The following is an 18,660-nucleotide window of genomic DNA, read 5'->3' on the forward strand; positions in this document are numbered from 1 at the left end:
CCGGATGTGACATAACGGGGCACTCGGGGCGGTGGGTTCGGGATTGCGTCACCGGGCCGGTACACAGCGAGTTCGGGGTTTCGCCCCACAGGGAGTCGTGTGACACTGGCGTCCCGTCCGCGGTGCGGACCTCACTCCGTGCCATCCCCCCATGAGAAGTGTGCGCCGTGCGTTCTCTTCCGCTGCCGCTGGCCCTCACCGCGCGGCTCACCCCGGTCGCCGTGCTCGCCCTCGCGGGCTGGGTCATGGCCTCCGGCCCCGACACCGCCCCCGTCGCCCGGGACAAGACCCCCGAGGAGACCGGGAGCCAGTCGGCCTCCGCCCCGTCCACCACGGCGGTCCCCAAGACCTACGCCGCCGCCCCGGCGCCCTGCGAGAGCGTCGCCGACAAGACGGTGACCTCGCTGGTGCCGGGTGTGGAGGCGGCCGGCAAGGAGATCCCGTCGACGGACACCGAGGCCCGCCGCACCTGTTCCTGGAACGCGCTCAAGGGCTACGACTACCGCTGGCTGGATGTCTCCTACGAGGTGATGGAGACGGACGCCGACGCCGAGAAGTACTACAAGCAGCGCGTCGGGGAGAAGGACGGCGGGGGCGAGGTCCCCGGTCTGGGTGACGCCGCATATTCGGTCGTCAATCTCACCACCGAGGACGACCAGAAGACCCGTGAGGGCACGGTCGTGGTCCGGGCGGCCAACGCGCTGGTGATCATCACCTACAACGGCAGCGACTTCGAGTCGAAGGACGCGCCGAGCACCGACACCATCAACACCGGTGCCATCAAGGCCGCGAAGGAGGCGGTGGCCGCCCTCCAGGACGCCGGGGCGTAGGACCCGGAGGGCGGCGGCCGAGTCGTCATCCCGTGCGGCGCCGACCGCCCATCAGGGCCACGTACACCAGCAGCGAGGTGCCGAGGCCGACCGCCCAGCCGTAGTCGGCGAGCGGCTGGAGGAACGGGATCAGCCCGTCCTCGGGGAACGGCCCGGAGCTGACGCCCTCCGCGTTCACCGTGGAGTACGACCCGCCGACGGCCAGCAGCCCGCCGAGCCCGAACGCGGCCAGCGCCCGCCAGTTCCAGCCGTTGGTGTACCAGTAGCGCCCGCCCGGGGTGTACAGATCGGCGAGGTGCAGGACCGTACGGCGGATGATCCAGTAGTCGGCGATGAGGATGCCCGCGACCGTGCCCAGCAGCCCTCCGACCACACCCAGCCAGGTGAAGATGTAGAACTCCGGCGTCGAGATCAGCTTCCACGGGAAGATCAGGATGCCGACGACCCCGGTGATCAGCGCGCCGGTACGGAAGTTGATGAGCCGGGGGGCGAGATTGGCCAGGTCGTAGGCGGGTGAGACGACATTCGCGGCGATGTTCACGGACACCGTCGCCACCAGCACGGTGATCAGCGCGAAGAGCAGCCCGAAGGGGTTGTCGGCGCGGGCGGCGAGTTCCACCGGGTCCCAGATCGCGGTGCCGTACACCACCTCGGAGCCGGAGGTGACCAGCACCGCGAGGATCGCGAAGAGGGTCATGGTGGTGGGCAGGCCCAGGGACTGGCCCCAGGTCTGGGCGCGCTGGCTGGCGCCGAAGCGGGTGAAGTCGGGGATGTTCAGCGAGAGCGTCGCCCAGAAGCCGATCATGCCCATCAGGGACGGGAAGAAGACCGGCCAGAAGTCCGGGCCCCACCCGAGCTGCGACTCCTGGGACAGCAACTGGCCGAACCCGTCCGCCTTCACCGCGATCCAGATCAGCAGCACGAACGCGCCGACGATCACGAAGGGCGCGGCCCAGTTCTCGAAGTGCCGCAGGAAGTCCATGCCCCGGTAGATGATCGCGATCTGGAGCGCCCAGAACAGCAGGAAGCACAGCCACAGCGGCCAGGGGTTCCCGGCGATCTGCCCGGCGTTCTCCCAGTGGCCGCCGGTCAGCTTGGAGCCGAGGGCGAAGATGCCGCTGCCGCCGATCCAGGTCTGGATGCCGAACCAGCCGCAGGCCACCGCCGCCCGGATCATCGCCGGGACATTGGCCCCGCGCAGCCCGAACGAGGCGCGGGCCAGCACCGGGAAGGGGATGCCGTACTTGGGTCCGGCGTGCCCGGTGGCCAGCATCGGCAGCAGCACGATGATGTTGGCGAGGGCGATGGTGAACACCGCCTGCTTCCAGTCCATGCCGAGCGCGACCAGCCCGGAGGCCAGGGTCCAGCTCGGGATGCAGTGCGCCATGGAGATCCACAACGCGGCGAAGTTGTAGGTGGTCCACTTGCGTTCGGAGACCGGGACGGGTCTCAGGTCGTCGTTGGCGAAACGGCTGTCGGTGGGGAAGGCGCCGGGGACGAGTTCTATGCGGCCGGAGGCGTCGGTGGTTTGGGTGGTGGGGTGGCTGGTCCGGGTTGGGGCGGGCTGGGCGGCGGGCGACCCCGTCGGAGCTGTGTCGGTCATGGGCAGGCCAATCAGCGAGGGAGCGGATGGGAGAGGCCGTGCGGGGGTGACCCCGCCGCCCCTGTCCCGGGACGGCCGGGGGGGGGGAGGGGCGGCGGGCGGGTGGGGGGTCGGTGCCGTGTGCGGGGTGCGGGGGAGACGGGGAGAGGGGCCGGTCAGATGGCGTGGAGCGCGGGGATCACCCGGGCTCCGTACGCGTCGATGACCCTCTCCTGGGCGTCGTGCATGTCGTAGACCGCGAACTGGTCGACGCCCAGCTCCCGCAGGGCGGTGAGCTTCTCGATGTGCTTCTCGACCGGGCCGATCAGACAGAACCGGTCCACGATCTCGTCCGGCACGAACGCGGTGTCGGGGTTGTCGGCGCGCCCGTGGTGGGAGTAGTCGTAGCCCTCGCGGGCCTTGATGTAGTCGGTGAGTTCCTCCGGGACGGCGGCGGAGTGGGCCCCGTACTTGGACACCAGGTCGGCGACATGGTTGCCGACCATCCCGCCGAACCAGCGGCACTGCTCGCGGGCGTGGGCGAGTGCCTCGGGCGAGTCGTCCTCGGTGACATAGGCGGGCGCGGCGACACAGATGGTCACTTCGGACGGATCGCGTCCGGCGGCGACGGCCGCGTCCTTGACCGCCTTCACCATGTACTCGGTGAGATACAGATCGGCGAGCTGGAGAATGAACCCGTCGGCCTCCTCACCGGTCATCTTCAGCGCCTTGGGCCCGTACGCCGCCATCCAGACGGGGAGCCGGGCCCCCGGTTTGATCCACGGGAACCTCACCTTGGTCCCGCCGCCGAGATCGGCCTCGTCACCGCGCCCGAGGGCCCGGATGACCTTCATGGCGTCGCTGATCCGGGCCAGGGTGTTGGGTTTGCGTCCGGCGACCCGCATCGCGGAGTCGCCCCGGCCGATCCCGCAGACCGTGCGGTTGCCGAACATGTCGTTGAGGGTGGCGAAGGTGGAGGCGGTGACCTCCCAGGTGCGGGTGCCCGGGTTGGTGACCATCGGGCCGACCGTCAGCCGCTCGGTCCGGGCGAGGATCTGGCTGTAGATGACGAACGGCTCCTGCCACAGCACGGCCGAGTCGAAGGTCCAGCCGTGGGTGAAGCCGTTGTGCTCGGCCCGCTGCATCAGGTCGACGACGCGGGACGCGGGCGGATCGGTCTGGAGGACGAGTCCGAAGTCCATGAGCGCCTCTCCTAGCTGAGGTACTGACAGGTGGAGCGGGGGGTGTACTCCCCGTGCCCGGCACGGCCGGTGTACACCCGGTCGGTGATCACGGGCACGCCCCGCGAGAACACCGTCTCCACCCGGCCGGTGACCCGCTTGCCCTCGTACGCCGAGTAGTCGACGTTCATATGGTGGGTGTCGACGGACATCACCTGCTCGGCATGCGGGTCGTAGATGACGATGTCGGCGTCGGCGCCGGGGGCGATGGTGCCCTTCTTGGGGTAGAGGCCAAACATCCGCGCCGGGGTGGCGCAGGCGATCTCGATCCAGCGGCGGCGGCTGATGTGGCCGTCCACGACGGCCTGGTGCAGCAGGTCCATCCGGTTCTCCACGCCGGGCAGCCCGTTGGGGATCTTCGAGAAGTCGCCCCGGCCCAGGTCCTTCTGGCCGGTGAAGCAGAACGGGCAGTGGTCGGTGGAGACGACCTGGAGATCGTTGGTGCGCAGGCCCCGCCAGAGCGCCGCCTGGTGCTCCCTGGGGCGCAGCGGGGTGGAGCAGACGTACTTGGCGCCCTCGAAGTCCGGCTCGGCGAGGTTGTCGGTGGACAGGAAGAGGTACTGGGGGCAGGTCTCGCCGAAGACGTTCAGCCCCTCGTCGCGGGCGCGGGCGAGTTCGGCGACGGCCTCGGCGGCGGAGACGTGCACGACGTAGAGGGGGGCGCCGGCGACCTGGGCGAGGCGGATCGCGCGATGGGTGGCCTCCGCCTCCAGCAGCGCCTTGCGGACCTCGCCGTGGTAGCGGGGGTCGGTCTCGCCCCGGGCGAGGGCCTGTTCCACGAGAACGTCGATGGCGATGCCGTTCTCGGCGTGCATCATGATCAGTCCGCCGTTGTCGGCGGAGCGCTGCATGGCGCGCAGGATCTGGCCGTCGTCGCTGTAGAAGACGCCGGGGTAGGCCATGAACTGCTTGAAGGAGGTGACGCCCTCCTCCACGAGGTGGTCCATCTCCTTGAGCGTCTCCTCGTGCACATCGGAGACGATCATGTGGAAGCCGTAGTCGATGGCGCAGGTGCCCTCGGCCTTGGCGTGCCAGGTGTCGAGGCCGTCGCGCAGGCTCTTGCCGACGGTCTGGACGGCGAAGTCGACGATGGTGGTGGTGCCGCCCCACGCGGCGGCGCGGGTGCCGGTCTCGAAGGTGTCGGAGGCGAAGGTGCCGCCGAAGGGGAGTTCCATGTGGGTGTGGGCGTCCACGCCGCCCGGGATGACGTATTTGCCCGTGGCGTTGACCGTCCGGTCGGCTGTCCAGGACTCGGCGGTCGGTGTGCCGGTCGCCGCGAGGGCGGCGATGCGGCCGTCCTCGATGAGGATGTCTGCGTGGAGTTCGTCGGAGGCGGTGATGACCAAGCCGCCTGTGATGAGGGTGCGGTTCGTCATGGGGTGTCCTGCCGGGTTGATGCCGTCGTGAGAGGTGCGGTGGTGTGTGGCTGGTCGCGCAGTTCCCCGCGCCCCTGGTCGGCTACGGAGCCGTCAGTGGGCCGTACGTACCCGGTTCGCGGTCGCGGTAGAACTGCCAGCGGTCGCGGACCTCCCTCAGTTTGGTGAGGTCCAGGTCGCGGACGACCAGTTCCGGCTCCTTGTCGCTGGCGACCTCGCCGACGAACCGGGCCTCCGGGTCCACGAAGTAGCTGGTGCCGTAGAAGTCGTTGTCGCCCAGCTTCTCGACACCGACGCGGTTGATCGCGCCCACGAAGTACTCGTTGGCGACGGCCGCGGCCGGCTGCTCCAGTTGCCAGAGGTAGCCGGACAGGCCCCGGGAGGTGGCCGAGGGGTTGAAGACGATCTCGGCGCCCGCGAGTCCGAGGGCGCGCCAGCCCTCGGGGAAGTGGCGGTCGTAGCAGATGTAGACGCCGATCTTCCCGGCGGCGGTGTCGAAGACGGGCCAGCCGGAGTTGCCGGGGCGGAAGTAGAACTTCTCCCAGAAGCCGCGGACCTGGGGGATATGGGTCTTGCGGTACTTGCCGAGGTAGGTGCCGTCGGCGTCGATCACGGCGGCGGTGTTGTAGAGGACGCCGGGCTGCTCCTCCTCGTACATCGGCAGGACCAGGACCAGGCCGAGTTCGCGGGCCAGGGACTGGAAGCGGCGGACGATGGGGCCCTCGGGGATCTGTTCGGCGTAGGCGTAGAAGGCGGGGTCCTGGACCTGGCAGAAGTACGGTCCGTAGAACAGCTCCTGGAAGCAGAGGACGTGGGCGCCCTGGGCGGCGGCGTCGCGGGCCGCCTGTTCGTGGACCTGGATCATCGATTCCTTGTCGCCGGTCCACGCGGTCTGGAAGACGGCGGCTCGGATCACTCGGCTCATCGGGACCTCCGGTAGCTCCGGTAGCTCGGGCAGCTCGGTGTCCGGTGAGCGTAGGAAGGCCCAGGGCCGTCGTTGAGGTGCACCGTGTCACGGATGCGGGGGTGTGGCGTGTCACCGTGTCACGTCGGCGCCAGTCCATGTTTCACCGCCGTTTTCGCAGGTCGTCGCAGGTTTCAGCCCTGTTGCGCATCATGTGCGAGGAGGGCGATGTGGACCGAGGCCGCCTGCTCGAAGTCATCGAGGTCGACACCGAGCCGGGTCTGTATCTGCTCCAGCCGCCGGTAGAGCGCGGGCCGGGAGACATGGTGGAGCTGGGCGGTGCGGGACTTGTTGCGGCCGGTGGCGAGGTAGGTGCGCAGGACGGCGAGGAGGTCCTCGTCGGCCGTGCACAGCAGGCCGTCCAGTTCCCGTTCGGCGAAGGACTGGACGTACGGGTCGTCGCGCAGCAGCCGGATCAGGCCGCGCAGATGGACGTCCCGCAGCTTGACCACGTCGGGCAGGTCGAGGGCGTGCGCCGAGTCGGCGACGGCGTCGGCCACGTGCTGGGCCTCGCGCAGTCCGGCGGGGATGTCCTCCCAGGCGGTACGGGCGTCGGCGGCGGCGACCACGGTGGGGGCGCCGGAGCGCAGCCGGGCGGCGAGGTGGGCGGTGAGGGCGGGGGCGTCCTGGTCGCGGGGCAGGCTGAGCAGGACGGCGGTGGCGCCGTCGGCGAGTTCGGCGGCGATCCCGGACAGGCCGAGCAGCCGCAGCACCCGGTCGAGTTGCTCGGGGGTGCGGTCGCGGACGACGAGGGGGACGAAGGTGCGCCGGTTGACGGGGAGTCCGGCGGCGCGGGCGCGCGGCAGGAGCTGGCGGGCCGGGACGACGCCGCTGACCAGGTCGGTGAGCAGGCCGCGCGCCGACTGCTCCTCCCAACTGCACGCCTGCCCGCCGCCGAGCATCCGGTGCAGGACGAGGGCCTCGGCGGCCCGGTCGGCGAGGAGGCGGCCGGTGGCGGTGTCGCCGCGGTGGCCGCAGAGCACGATCTGGCCCCAGCGCTCGCCGCGTCCACCGAGGTCGGCGCGGATCCAGCCGGCGCCCTCGGCGCGCCCGGCCTGGCGGGCGATGCGCTCCCAGTCGCGCAGCACGTCGTCCACGGCGGGCCGTTCCCCGGCGGTGGCGAGGACCCGGTGGGCGAGGTTGGCGACGACGACCGGGCAGGCGCTGTGCCGGGCGATCTCGTCCAGGAGCCGCTGGAGGGGGGCGCCCGCGGTGATCAGGGCGGTGAGTTCGGTGCGGACGGACTCGGAGAGGCTGACGGCGGCGAACTTGCGCCGTAGCAGCCGGGACTGCACCTCCTCGGTGAGCTGGGCGAACGGGAACGGCCGGTGCAGCACCACCATGGGCAGCCCGCACCGCTCGGCGACCCGGCGCATGGCGTCCGGCGGGGCGGGGAAGGCGCGGCCGAGTCCGAGGACGACGGCCGCGGCCTCCGCGCGGTGCAGGGAGCGGACGTATTCGGCCTGCTTGTCCTCGTCCCCGGCGAGCAGCACCCCGGTGGTGAGGACCATCTCGCCGCCGGTGAGCATCACCCCGACATCGGCGGCCTCGGCGACATGCACCCACCGCACCGGCCGGTCCAGCCTGCTCGCGCCGGCCACCACCTCGGGCTCCCCGGCGAGGACCCGTTCCAGCGTGAGGATCTGCCGGACCGACAGCGCCGGTTCCAGGGTCTGCCAGGACGGGGGTGCGGGGGTGGTGGTCATGACGGTCCTCGCGGTGGTGGGCGCGTGGTGGTGGCTGCCGGGGCGGTGGCCGGGGTGGTTGCCGGGGTGGTTGGCCGGGGTGGCTGCCTACTGGATGCGGCGCAGGGCGTGTTCGAGGATCTGGGCGCCTTCCTCGGCCTCGGCGACGGTCAGGGAGAGGGGTGGGGCGATGCGCAGGGCGCTGGTGTCGTGGCCGCCGCCCTTGCCGATGAGGAGTCCGCCGTCGCGGGCGGCCTCCAGGACGGCGGAGGCGGCCTCGGGGTCGGCCCGGTCGGTGCCGGGCCGGGTGAGTTCGATGCCCAGCATCAGCCCGCGCCCGCGGACCTCCCGGACGGCGGGGATCTGGGCGGTGACGGCCCGCAGCCGCTCCATGAGGAGTCCGCCGACGCGGCGGGCGTTGCCCTGGAGGTCGTGGTCGAGGAGATAGGCGAGGTTGGCGAGTCCGGCGGCCATGGTGATCTGGGTGCCGCCGAAGGTGGAGATGCTGTTGCTGTCGATGCAGTTCATGATCTCGGCGCGGGCGATGACCCCGCCGATGGAGCTGCCGTTGCCGATGCCCTTGGCGAAGGTGACGATGTCGGGCGGGCCGCTGCGGGCGTGTGCCTGCCAGCCCCAGAAGTGCTCGCCGGTACGGCCCCAGCCGGTCTGCACCTCGTCGGCGATCCAGAGGATGCCGCGCTCGGCGAGGACCTCGCGGAAGGCGGCGTAGAGGCCGTCGGGCGGGGAGGTGAAGCCGCCGACGCCCTGGATGGGTTCGGCGATCAGGGCGGCGGGCGGGCGGGTGTGGCCGAGGAGGTCCTTGAGGTCGGCGACGCAGGCCGCGATGAACTCGCTGTCGCTGAAGGAGGCGTAGGGGCCCCGGGTGCGGACACCGCCGTGCACATACAGCGTCTGGAGCGGCGACAGGGAGGTGGGTGACCAGCTCCGGTTGCCGGTGATGCCGACGGCGCCGAAGGAGCGGCCGTGGTAGCTGTTGCGCATCGCGAGGACGGTGTTGGCGCGCCGGTAGGTGGTGGCGAGGAGCAGCGCGGTGTCGTTGGCCTCGGTGCCGGAGGTGGTGAAGAAGACCCGGGCGTCGGGGATGCCGCTGAGCTGGGCGATCCGTTCGGCGAGTGCCACCATGGGCCGGTTGAGGTAGAGCGTGGAGGAGTGCAGGATCCGCCCGGCCTGCTCGGTGATCGCCTTGGTGACCTCGGGGAGGGCGTGGGCGGTCATGGTGGTGAGGATGCCGCCGAAGAAGTCGAGGTAGCGGCGCCCCTCGGCGTCCCAGACGTGGCGGCCCTCGCCGTGGGTGATCTCCAGCGGGTCGTCGTAGTAGAGGGCGAGCCAGTCGGGGAGGACGGAGCGGTGGCGGGCGTAGAGGTCCTTGGTCACGGCTGTACCAGCCCTTCGTAGGCGTCGGGGCGGCGGTCGCGGTAGAAGGCCCACTGCTGCCGCACCTCGTCGATCAGTCCGAAGTCGAGGTCGCGCACGATCAGTTCCTCCTCGCTGTCACTCGCGGCCTCTCCCACGAACTGCCCACGCGGGTCGACGAAATAGCTGGTTCCGTAGAAGTCGTTGTCGCCGTACTCCTCCTGCCCGACCCGGTTGATGGCGGCGACGAAGTACTCATTGGCGACGGCCGCGGCGGGCTGCTCCAGTCGCCACAGGTACGCGGACAGGCCCCGGGAGGTGGCGGACGGGTTGTAGACGAGCTGGGCGCCGCCCAGCCCGAGCATCCGCCAGCCCTCCGGGAAGTGCCGGTCGTAGCAGATGTACACGCCGACCTTCCCGACGGCGGTGTCGAAGACCGGCCAGCCGAGATTGCCGGGCTTGAAGTAGTACTTCTCCCAGAAGCCCTTGACCTGCGGAATGTGATGCTTGCGGTACTTGCCGAGATAGCTGCCGTCGGCGTCGATCACGGCGGCGGTGTTGTAGTAGAACCCCGACTGCTCGACCTCGAAGACGGGGACGACGATCACCATCCCGGTCTCCCGGGCGAGCGCCTGGGTGCGGCGCACGGTGGGCCCGTCGGGCACGGGCTCGGCCCACCGGTAGTGCTCGGGTTCCTGGACCTGGCAGAAGTAGGGCGCGTTGAAGACCTCCTGGAACCCGATGACGCGGGCCCCCTGCCGGGCCGCCTCGCGGGCGTGCTCCTCGTGCTTGGCCAGCATGGACTCGGTGTCGCCGGTCCAGGTGGCCTGGACCAGAGCGGCGCGGACGACGTTCGCCATGAGCTGCTCCTTCGCCGGGGCGTCAGCCTCTACGCCCGTAGAAGCGGACGTAGGGGCACGAACGTATGCCCCCGTGGGGGCCTTGCCAAGACCATTGCGACCACGACGGGGTGTCTGCGGCGTTTCGCACTCCGGTGGGGGAAGGGGGTTCTTTTCTCGGGGGGAGGTCAGCCGGGGGCATCGGCGGGGGAAGGAGCCGGTCGCCCGGTGCCTGCCCCGCTCCGCGCGGCGGGATCACACCCCGCTACCGGCCACCCGCAGCGCGTGGACGAGATCCCAGTACCGCTCCTCGGACACGTCCCGCGCCGCCTCCAGCAGGAGCGGGACCAGGCGTTCCGGGTCGGCGCCGGTGCTGCGGACCGCCTCCTCGGGGGTGCGGACCCGGACATACGCGTCCAGCAGCACCCGTACCTCGCGCTGCCGCCCGTCGGCGACCAGTCCCACCAGCGCACGCCCTATCTCCCCGGCGGGCCGGGCGACGCCCTGGCGCAGTATCCGCTGCCCGTCCGCGCCGCGCCCGTCAGCGGCCAGCGCGTCGGCCGCCGCGACCAACTGATCGGCGGGCAGTGAGCCCGCCTCCCACAGCAGCGTCGCCCAGTCCGCCGCCATTCCGGCCCGCTCCAGTTCGGCGGCGAGCGGCGCGAACCGCTCGGCGGGCCAGTGGGCGATCTCCGCCAGCAGTGCGTGCGCCTCCCCGCTCCGCCCCTGGCGGCGCAGCCGGACGAGCCCGTGGACGGTGTCCGCGATCTCGCGCGCGGCGGCCTCGTCGAACTCCGGGGTCGTGGGCCGCGCGGCGGCCGGGCCGGCAGCGGTGGCCCCGGCGAACCGGGCCCCGCGCGGGCTGCCGGGAGCGGTCCGCGGGGCGGGCGCCCGGGGCCGGTCGGGCGGCGCGGCGGGGGGTACGGGGGCCGCCGCCGGGGCGGTGTCGGCCGTCTCGGCGTCCAGCATCCCCGCGAAGCGGGCGCTGCCCCGGGCGCGTTTCCTGGACTTGGCGGGCTTGGGAGGGTCGGCGGGGTCGAGGGGGGCGGGGGCCTCGGAGCGCTCCGCCGGTCCCGCCTCCGGCCTCTCCGTCTCCCGCCCGGCGCCGCCGCCCCCGCTGCTCCCCGGGCGCCGGTCGATGCGGGCCACTCCCCCGGCGACGGCCCCGGGCCAGCCCTCGGCGCGGGGAGTACGGGGCGGGGCGTCCGGGTCCGACGAGCCCCGGGTCCGGGGCCCGGGCACACCCGGCGCCTCCCTCGCCCCCCTCTCCCACCCCTGTCCGCTTCCCGCCCGCGCGTGTTCCCACCGGTCGATGCGGTGGCGGAGTTCGGCGCAGCGGGCGCTCGCGCGGTCGTGGTCGTCGCGGGCCCAGGCGAGGTCCAGGCGCAGGGCGTCGGACTCCTGCCGGGTGGTGGCGGCGACCAGGGCCCGGCCCAGGTGGGCGAGGCGGTCGGCGGCGTACCGCTGTTCGCGGAGCATGACGTCGAGCCGGTCGCCGAGGTCGTCCCGGGCGCCGGGCCGGGCGTCGTACGCGATGAGGGCTGCGGCGTGCAGGGCGCGGGCCCGGTCACGGTCGCGGGCGGCGGTGGCGGGGCCGTGGGCGGCGGCGAGGTCCTGGAGGAGCGCCTCGACCACGTCCCAGGGGGCCACCTCGCGCCCGTCGACGCAGGCCCGCAGGCCGTCGGGGTCGCGCTGCCAGAACACCGCGCACCAGCCGGTCCGTTGATCGAGGCGCGCCAGCAGCTCGCCCAGGTAGTTCCCGAACTCCCGCATCCGGCCCGGGAGTTGATCCACAGCCATCGCTTCACCCCTGCACTAAAGGGAGAACTTCCGCCTCAGCGAACACCAGTTGTGTTACACCGCTGCTACGGGGGCTTTTCAGACTGCGGCGCAGAATGCCGTGCGGACCGGGGCCCGGAGTGCGACTCGGACCACGGCAGGGAATGCCGCCGTCCGGTCAGGTCCGGTCCGGGGCGAACCCCGGACCGCTCCCGGGCGACTCTCAGGCCACCGCCTGCACGGGTGCCGTGCCGCACGCGCGGGCCACGTCGTCCATGGAGAGCCCGAGGGTGTCGGAGAGGGCGGCGACGGTGAAGAAGGCGGGCGTCGGCGCCCGGCCGGTCTCGATCTTGCGGAGCGTCTCCGGGGAGATCCCGGCACGGGCGGCGATCTCCGCCATGCTGCGGTCGCCGCGGGCCGTCCGCAGCAGCCGGCCGAGCCGCTCGCCGCGTTCCCGCTCTTCGGGGGTCAAAGGAGTGCGCACCATGCGAGCCAGTGTACGGGGTGCACCCCATTTTTATACCGGTATAGTAATTGGCATGGTGGAACTGAAGACAGACACATCCCTGGACGCCATGCACGCGGCCGGCCAGATCGTCGGCCGGGCACTGACCGCCGTACGCGAGGCCGCCGCCGTCGGCGTCTCCCTGCTGGAGCTGGACGAGGTGGCGCGCGGGGTGCTGCGCGAGGCGGGCGCCGGGGCGCCCTTCCTCAACTACCGCCCCCACTTCGCACCGGTCCCCTTCCCCGCGGTGATCTGCGCCTCGGTGAACGACGCGATCGTGCACGGCATCCCGACCCGCTACCGACTGCGCTCCGGCGACCTGGTCTCCATCGACTGCGGGGCGGAGCTGGACGGCTGGGTCGGTGACTCGGCGATCAGCTTCGTGGTGGGCCGGGCGCGCCCGGAGGATCTGCGGCTGGTGGAGACGGCCGAGCGGGCGCTCGCGGCCGGGATCGAGGCGGCGGTGGTCGGCAACCGCATCGGCGACATCGCCCACGCCATCGGCACGGTCTGCCGGTCGGCCGGGTACGGGATCATGGAGGGCTTCGGCGGGCACGGCATCGGCCGCCATATGCACGAGGACCCCGGGGTGCCGAACGAGGGCCGCCCGGGACGGGGCATGCGGCTGCGCCACGGGATGGCCCTGGCGATCGAGCCGATGCTGATCGCGAGCGGCCGGGACGACTACCGGGTGGACCCGGACGGCTGGACCCTCAGAACCACGGACGGCTCCCGCGCGGCCCACACGGAGCACTCCGTGGCGATCACGGACGCGGGACCACGGATCCTGACGAGCCGGGAAGGAATGACGGGGCCGACGGGGGTGACGGGGGTGACGAGGGTGAGCGAGACGCGGGGGACAACGGAGTAGACCCCACGCGAAAATGCCCGCCCCCCGAGAACATGCGAAGGTGTTGAGACAGGTACAGACAGGTACAGGCAGGCGCAGACAGGTACGCCCGGCGGACGGACCCCGCGCACACCGGACGCATGACGCATGACGCACGACAGGTCTCGCACGTCACTCCCCCACCCGGAACGGACCTCCTCCCATGACCACCGGCTACCCTCCCCCGGGCGGCCCCCCGGACGGGGACCCCTTCGGTGAATTCCTGGCCCGTTTCTTCGGGGGCCCCCGCCCCGCCCCCCGCCAGATCGACATCGGGCGCCTGCTCAGCCCACCGGCCCGGGATCTCGTCCGGGGCGCGGCCCAGTACGCGGCGGAGCACGGCAGCCGGGATCTGGACACCGAGCACCTGCTGCGCGCGGCCCTCGCGGCGGAGCCGACCCGGGGGCTGCTGACCCGCGCGGGCGCCGACCCCGACGCGATGGCCTCGCAGATCGACGAGCGGACCGGCCCGGCACAGCACCCGGAGGCCGCCGCTCCGCCGCTGACCTCGCTGTCGCTGACCCCGGCCGTGAAGCGGGCCCTGCTGGACGCGCACGATCTGGCGCGGGCCGGCGGGGCCGGGTACATCCGCCCCGAGCACGTACTGACCGCGCTCGCGGCCAACCCGGACTCGGCGGCGGGGCACATCCTGAACGCGGCCCGGTTCTCCCCGGACGGGCTGCCGCCCGAGGTGCCGGACGCGCCCGGACCGCGGACCGAAGGCGCTCCCGCGCCCGCGCCCACCGGCACCCCCACCCTCGACACCTACGGGCGGGATCTCACGGAGCTGGCGCGGGCGGGCGGGATCGATCCGGTGATCGGCCGGGACGAGGAGATCGAGCAGACCATCGAGGTGCTGTCCCGGCGCGGCAAGAACAACCCGGTGCTGATCGGGGACGCGGGCGTGGGCAAGACGGCGATCGTGGAGGGGCTGGCGCAGCGGATCGCGGAGGGGGACGTGCCCGATGTGCTCACCGGCCGCCGGGTGGTGGCGCTGGATCTGACGGGCGTGGTCGCGGGCACCCGCTACCGGGGCGACTTCGAGGAGCGTCTGACCACCATCGTCGGCGAGATCCGCGCCCACTCCGACCAACTGGTCGTCTTCATCGACGAGTTGCACACCGTGGTCGGCGCGGGATCCGGCGGCGAGGGCGGCGGCGCGATGGACGCGGGCAACATCCTCAAACCGGCGCTGGCCCGGGGCGAGCTGCACATCGTGGGCGCGACGACGCTGGAGGAGTACCGCAGGATCGAGAAGGACGCGGCGCTGGCCCGGCGCTTCCAGCCGATCCTGGTGCCCGAGCCGACCCCGGCCGACGCCTTGGAGATCCTGCGCGGCCTGCGCGACCGCTACGAGGCCCACCACCAGGTCCGTTACACCGATGAGGCGCTGGACGCGGCGGTGGAGCTGTCGGACCGCTATGTCACCGACCGCCGTCTCCCCGACAAGGCGATCGATCTGATCGACCAGGCGGGCGCCCGGGTCCGGCTGCGCTCGCGCACCAAGGGCACGGACGTCCGGGCGATGGAGCGCGAGGCGGAGCGGCTGACCCGGGAGAAGGACCAGGCGGTCACGGACGAGAAGTACGAGGACGCCACCCGGCTGCGCGACCGGATCCGCGAGCTGAGGGACCGGATCACCCGGGCCTCCGGGGAGGGCGAGGTGGACGAGGGCCGCCATCTCGAGGTCACCGGCGAGGACATCGCGGAGGTGGTGTCCCGGCTGACCGGCGTCCCGGTGGCCCGGCTCACGGAGGAGGAGAAGGACCGGCTGCTGGGCCTGGCGGAGCATCTGCACCGCCGGGTGATCGGCCAGGACGAGGCGGTGGCGGCGGTGTCGGACGCGGTGCTGCGCTCCCGCGCGGGACTGTCCAGCCCCGACCGCCCGATCGGCTCGTTCCTCTTCCTCGGCCCGACCGGCGTCGGCAAGACCGAACTGGCCCGCGCCCTCGCGGAGGCCCTCTTCGGCAGCGAGGACCGGATGGTCCGCCTGGACATGAGCGAGTACCAGGAACGGCACACGGTGTCCCGGCTGGTGGGCGCGCCGCCCGGCTATGTCGGCCACGAGGAGGCGGGCCAGTTGACCGAGACGGTCCGCCGCCACCCGTACTCGCTGCTCCTGCTGGACGAGGTGGAGAAGGCGCACCCCGATGTCTTCAACGTCCTCCTCCAGGTCCTGGACGACGGGCGGCTGACCGACTCCCAGGGCCGCACGGTCGACTTCACCAGCACGGTGATCGTGATGACCAGCAATCTGGGCTCGGAGGCGATCATCCGGGGCGGCGGCGCGGGCATCGGCTTCGGCGCGGGCGGCGCGGACGGCCCGGACGGTACCGACGCGGACGAGGAGGCCCGCCGGGAGCGGATCCTGCGCCCGCTGCGCGACCACTTCCGCCCCGAGTTCCTGAACCGGATCGACGAGATCGTGGTCTTCCGCCGTCTCACCCCCGAGCAGCTCCACCGCATCACCGATCTGCTCCTGGAGCACACCCGCCGGCTGATGCACGCCCAGGACATCGCCGTCGCCTTCACCCCCGCCTCCGTCGACTGGCTCGCCCGGCAGGGCCATCAGCCGGAGTACGGCGCCCGCCCGCTGCGCCGCACCATCCAGCGCGAGGTCGACAACCGCCTCTCCCGCCTGCTCCTCAACGGCGAGGCGCGGGCGGGGGACGAGGTGAGCGTCGATGTGCGCGACGACCGGCTGACCTTCACGACGCAACGGACCTCGGGACAGCCCGCCTAGAAGCCCCTGGGCCACCGGCTCACTTCGACGGCCGCACCACCATCGCCGACCCCCCGCCCCTGCGCACGGTCTCCGCCGCCGCGACCCATTTCCCGTCGCTCAGCCGCTGGACCGCCGTGGCCGCCCCGATCTCCGGGTTGGCGCGGAAGGAGTGGCCGATCGCCTCCAGTTCCCCGCGCAGCGGGCTGCCGAAGAGGCCGGGTTCCAGTTCGGTCTGGGCGGCGTTGCGCTGGCTGGCGCGGGGCGCGGCGATGGCATCGACCAGGGGCAGGTCCCGGTCGAGGAGCCCGGTGAGGGTCTGGAGGACGGTCGTGATGATGGTGGCGCCGCCGGGTGAGCCCAGGGCGACGACCGGCTTGCCGTGGCCGTCGAGGACGATCGTCGGGGACATCGAGGAGCGGGGGCGCTTGCCGGGGCCGGGGAGGTTGGGGTCGTGGACGGCCGGGTTGGCCGGGGCGAAGGAGAAGTCGGTCAGCTCGTTGTTGAGCAGGAAGCCGCGGTCCGGGACGGTGATCCCGCTGCCGCCGGTCTGCTCGATGGTGAGGGTGTAGGAGACGACGTTGCCCCACTTGTCGGCGGTCGTCAGATGGGTGGTGCTCTCCCCCTCGTAGGTGGTCGGCGCCGCCGTGCCGCCGGTCGCGCAGGGCGCGGGGTCGCGGGGGTCGCCGGGGGCGAGGGGGCTGGTGAGGACCGCGTCGTCCTTGATCAGGCAGGCGCGGGAGTCGGCGTACCGCTGGGAGAGGAGTTCCCGGGTGGGGACGGACTCGAAGGCCGGGTCGCCGACCCAGCGGCCCCGGTCGGCGAAGGCGATCCGGCTGGCCTCGATGAACCGGTGCAGATACGCGGTGTCGCTCGCCGCGGAGAGGTCGGTGCCCTCCAGGATGTTCAGGGCCTCGCCGACGGTCGTGCCGCCGGAGGAGGACGGTGCCATGGAGTAGACACCGAGTCCCCGGTACGTGGTCTTCGTCGGGGCCTGGGACTTCACCCGGTACGCGGTCAGGTCCCTTGCGGTGAGGTCGCCGGGACGGGCGTTCCACCCGGAGGCGGGGTCGACGGGCGGGGCGTTGACGGTGTCGACGATGTCGTCGGCGAGGTCGCCCCGGTAGAGGGTGCCGACGCCCTCGCGGGCCAGTTCGGCGTAGGTGCGGGCCAGGTCGGGGTTCTTGAAGGTGGTGCCGACGACCGGGAGTTGCCCGCCCGGCAGGAACAGTTCGGCGGTGTCGGGGAAGTAGCGGAAGCGGGCCTCGTTGCTCGCGGTCTGGGCGCGGAAGGTGGCGTCCACGGTGAAGCCGTCGCGGGCGAGGCGCTCGGCGGGGCGCAGCAGGGTGCCGAGCCGTTTGCTGCCCCACTTGTCCAGCGCGTTCTGCCAGGTGAGGGGGGTGCCGGGGGTGCCGACGGAGAGTCCGCTGCTGACCGCCTCGGCGAACGGGACCGGCTTGCCGTTCTCCAGGAAGAGGTCCGGCCCGGCGCTGAGCGGCGCGGTCTCCCGCCCGTCGAGGGTGTGCACGGTACGGGACCTGGCGTCGTAGTAGACGAAGTAGCCGCCTCCGCCGATGCCCGCGGAGTAGGGCTCGGTGACGCCGAGCGCGGCGGCGGTGGCGACGGCGGCGTCCACGGCGTTGCCGCCCTGCTTGAGGACGGCGATCCCGGCGGCGGTGGCGTCGGCGTCGACGCTGGAGACGGCACCGCCGGAGCCCACGGCGACCGGGACCTTGGGTGCGGCTGCCGCTGCCGCTGCGGGTGCGGGTGCGGAGGCGGGGGCGCGGTCCGTGCCGGGCGCCGTCGTCGCGGTGGGTGGCGCGGCGGCCCCCACCGAGACGACGGCGGCCGAGACCGCCAGGACCGACAGCTTCCGCACGACAGGGCGACGCATGCGCACCTCCAGTCAGGAACCGTCCGCGCAGCCTAGTGGACTGAGCATGCGCGCGTCAGGAGCACACTTGGGCCACCGGCGGAGATCATCCCCTCGCGCCCCGCCGCACCCGGCACCCGGCACCCCCACACCCGGCGCCGGGCGCCCGGCGCCCGAACACGAATTCGCCTCCGACCGCTAGCATGCGCGCCCATGAATGACGACGTGCGCAACATCGTCCTCGGTCTGACAGCGGTGGCGCTCGGTGCCGTGATCGGCTGGCTGGCCCGTTCCTCTCTGTGGCGCCGCAGACTCCGCCGCAAACAGGCGTTCTTCGGGCTGCCGGACAACGCCGAGTCGCTGCTGGTGGTGAACCGGGACTCGGGCGGGCCGGAGCTGACGGTGACCCGGCACGATGTGTTCGCGCTGCTGGAACTCGCCGCGCTGATCAAGGACTGCAACGCCGCCGCCCAGGTCGTCGCGCACGACGCGGCACAGCAGGGTTTCGGCGAGCGGACGGAGTTCTGCGTCGGCGGGCCCTCGTCGAATCGCCGGATGACGGCCCACCTGGCCTCGCTGCTGCCGGGGGTGCGGGTGAACGTGGATCCCGAGCCGGGGCCGGACCGGGGCGCCTTCCAGATCGGCGGTGAGCGCTACCGGCTGGAGCCGGGGCGGGCCGAGCATGTGATCCTGGCGCGGCTGACGGCCGGTCAGGGGGACGAGGTGCGGCCGGTGTTCCTGTTCTGCGGGCAGCGGGCGATCACCCATCAGGCGGCGACGCGCTATCTGGCCCGCCATCATGAGCGGCTGGCCCGCAAGCACGGCCGGCACTCGTTCGTGCTGCTGCTGAAGGTGAGCAACTCCCAGGCGTACGGGCCGGATGTGGTGGAGGTGGTCGCCGATGTGACGCGGGCGGCCCAGGCCCCGCTGCCGACGGCCGCGCTGGAGACCACGGCCGGTATCCGCGCCTCCCACCGGGCCAAGCCATGACGTCGTGAGGG

General features: G+C 72.4%; 14 protein-coding genes. 4 read left to right on the forward strand and 10 right to left on the reverse strand.

All coding sequences use genetic code 11. The features are described from left to right. Positions 1-167: 167 nt before the first annotated feature. Positions 168-830: a hypothetical protein gene (locus AB0O01_RS32450; protein WP_365319060.1), complete on the forward strand. Its 663-nt coding sequence runs from the start codon at positions 168-170 to the stop codon at positions 828-830. 25 nt (positions 831-855) lie between these two features. On the opposite strand, the gene AB0O01_RS32455 is transcribed toward AB0O01_RS32450, so the two are convergent. The 9 genes from AB0O01_RS32455 to AB0O01_RS32495 all read right to left on the reverse strand — a co-directional run bounded on the left by AB0O01_RS32455 (position 856) and on the right by AB0O01_RS32495 (position 12,157). Further along, positions 856-2,433, reverse strand: coding sequence for an NCS1 family nucleobase:cation symporter-1 (locus AB0O01_RS32455; protein ID WP_365319062.1), 1,578 nt, complete (start codon positions 2,431-2,433; stop codon positions 856-858). Positions 2,434-2,588: 155 nt separating this feature from the next. Next, positions 2,589-3,614: a TIGR03842 family LLM class F420-dependent oxidoreductase gene (locus AB0O01_RS32460; protein WP_365319064.1), complete on the reverse strand. Its 1,026-nt coding sequence runs from the start codon at positions 3,612-3,614 to the stop codon at positions 2,589-2,591. Positions 3,615-3,625: 11 nt separating this feature from the next. Beyond that, positions 3,626-5,029: a dihydropyrimidinase gene (gene hydA, locus AB0O01_RS32465; RefSeq protein ID WP_365319065.1), complete on the reverse strand. Its 1,404-nt coding sequence runs from the start codon at positions 5,027-5,029 to the stop codon at positions 3,626-3,628. Between the two features lie 82 nt (positions 5,030-5,111). Next, complete coding sequence (locus AB0O01_RS32470) at positions 5,112-5,954, reverse strand: nitrilase-related carbon-nitrogen hydrolase (RefSeq protein ID WP_365319067.1); 843 nt, start codon at positions 5,952-5,954, stop codon at positions 5,112-5,114. A 173-nt stretch (positions 5,955-6,127) separates the two neighbouring features. Next, on the reverse strand, positions 6,128-7,699 hold the full coding sequence (locus tag AB0O01_RS32475) for a PucR family transcriptional regulator ligand-binding domain-containing protein (RefSeq protein ID WP_365319069.1): 1,572 nt from the start codon (positions 7,697-7,699) through the stop codon (positions 6,128-6,130). An 87-nt stretch (positions 7,700-7,786) separates the two neighbouring features. Beyond that, positions 7,787-9,073: an aspartate aminotransferase family protein gene (locus tag AB0O01_RS32480; protein WP_365319071.1), complete on the reverse strand. Its 1,287-nt coding sequence runs from the start codon at positions 9,071-9,073 to the stop codon at positions 7,787-7,789. Beyond that, the gene (locus AB0O01_RS32485; RefSeq protein WP_365319072.1) at positions 9,070-9,912 is read right to left on the reverse strand and encodes a nitrilase-related carbon-nitrogen hydrolase; all 843 of its coding nucleotides are present in this window, start codon (positions 9,910-9,912) and stop codon (positions 9,070-9,072) included. The genes AB0O01_RS32480 and AB0O01_RS32485 overlap by 4 nt, the downstream gene beginning before the upstream one ends. 234 nt (positions 9,913-10,146) lie before the next feature. Then, positions 10,147-11,691, reverse strand: coding sequence for a hypothetical protein (locus AB0O01_RS32490; protein WP_365319074.1), 1,545 nt, complete (start codon positions 11,689-11,691; stop codon positions 10,147-10,149). Between the two features lie 202 nt (positions 11,692-11,893). Further along, positions 11,894-12,157 carry a helix-turn-helix transcriptional regulator gene (locus tag AB0O01_RS32495; RefSeq protein WP_365319076.1) on the reverse strand — a complete coding sequence of 88 codons (264 nt, stop codon included), beginning with the start codon at positions 12,155-12,157 and terminating at the stop codon, positions 11,894-11,896. Positions 12,158-12,209: 52 nt separating this feature from the next. Here AB0O01_RS32495 and map point away from each other — a divergent pair, with 52 nt between their 5' ends. Together map and AB0O01_RS32505 are read left to right on the forward strand one after the other, a co-directional pair. Further along, positions 12,210-13,046, forward strand: coding sequence for a type I methionyl aminopeptidase (map, locus tag AB0O01_RS32500; RefSeq protein ID WP_365319077.1), 837 nt, complete (start codon positions 12,210-12,212; stop codon positions 13,044-13,046). A 181-nt stretch (positions 13,047-13,227) separates the two neighbouring features. Continuing rightward, positions 13,228-15,807, forward strand: coding sequence for an ATP-dependent Clp protease ATP-binding subunit (locus AB0O01_RS32505; RefSeq protein ID WP_365319079.1), 2,580 nt, complete (start codon positions 13,228-13,230; stop codon positions 15,805-15,807). A gap of 19 nt (positions 15,808-15,826) precedes the next feature. On the opposite strand, the gene ggt is transcribed toward AB0O01_RS32505, so the two are convergent. Beyond that, the gene (gene ggt / locus AB0O01_RS32510; protein WP_365319081.1) at positions 15,827-17,680 is read right to left on the reverse strand and encodes a gamma-glutamyltransferase; all 1,854 of its coding nucleotides are present in this window, start codon (positions 17,678-17,680) and stop codon (positions 15,827-15,829) included. A gap of 192 nt (positions 17,681-17,872) precedes the next feature. Between ggt and AB0O01_RS32515 the strand changes: the two genes are divergently transcribed. Then, positions 17,873-18,649 carry a hypothetical protein gene (locus tag AB0O01_RS32515; RefSeq protein WP_365319083.1) on the forward strand — a complete coding sequence of 259 codons (777 nt, stop codon included), beginning with the start codon at positions 17,873-17,875 and terminating at the stop codon, positions 18,647-18,649. Positions 18,650-18,660 lie beyond the last annotated feature (11 nt).

Origin of the sequence: Streptomyces sp. NPDC093252, from assembly GCF_040683675.1 — a bacterium.
Taxonomy (GTDB): domain Bacteria; phylum Actinomycetota; class Actinomycetes; order Streptomycetales; family Streptomycetaceae; genus Streptomyces.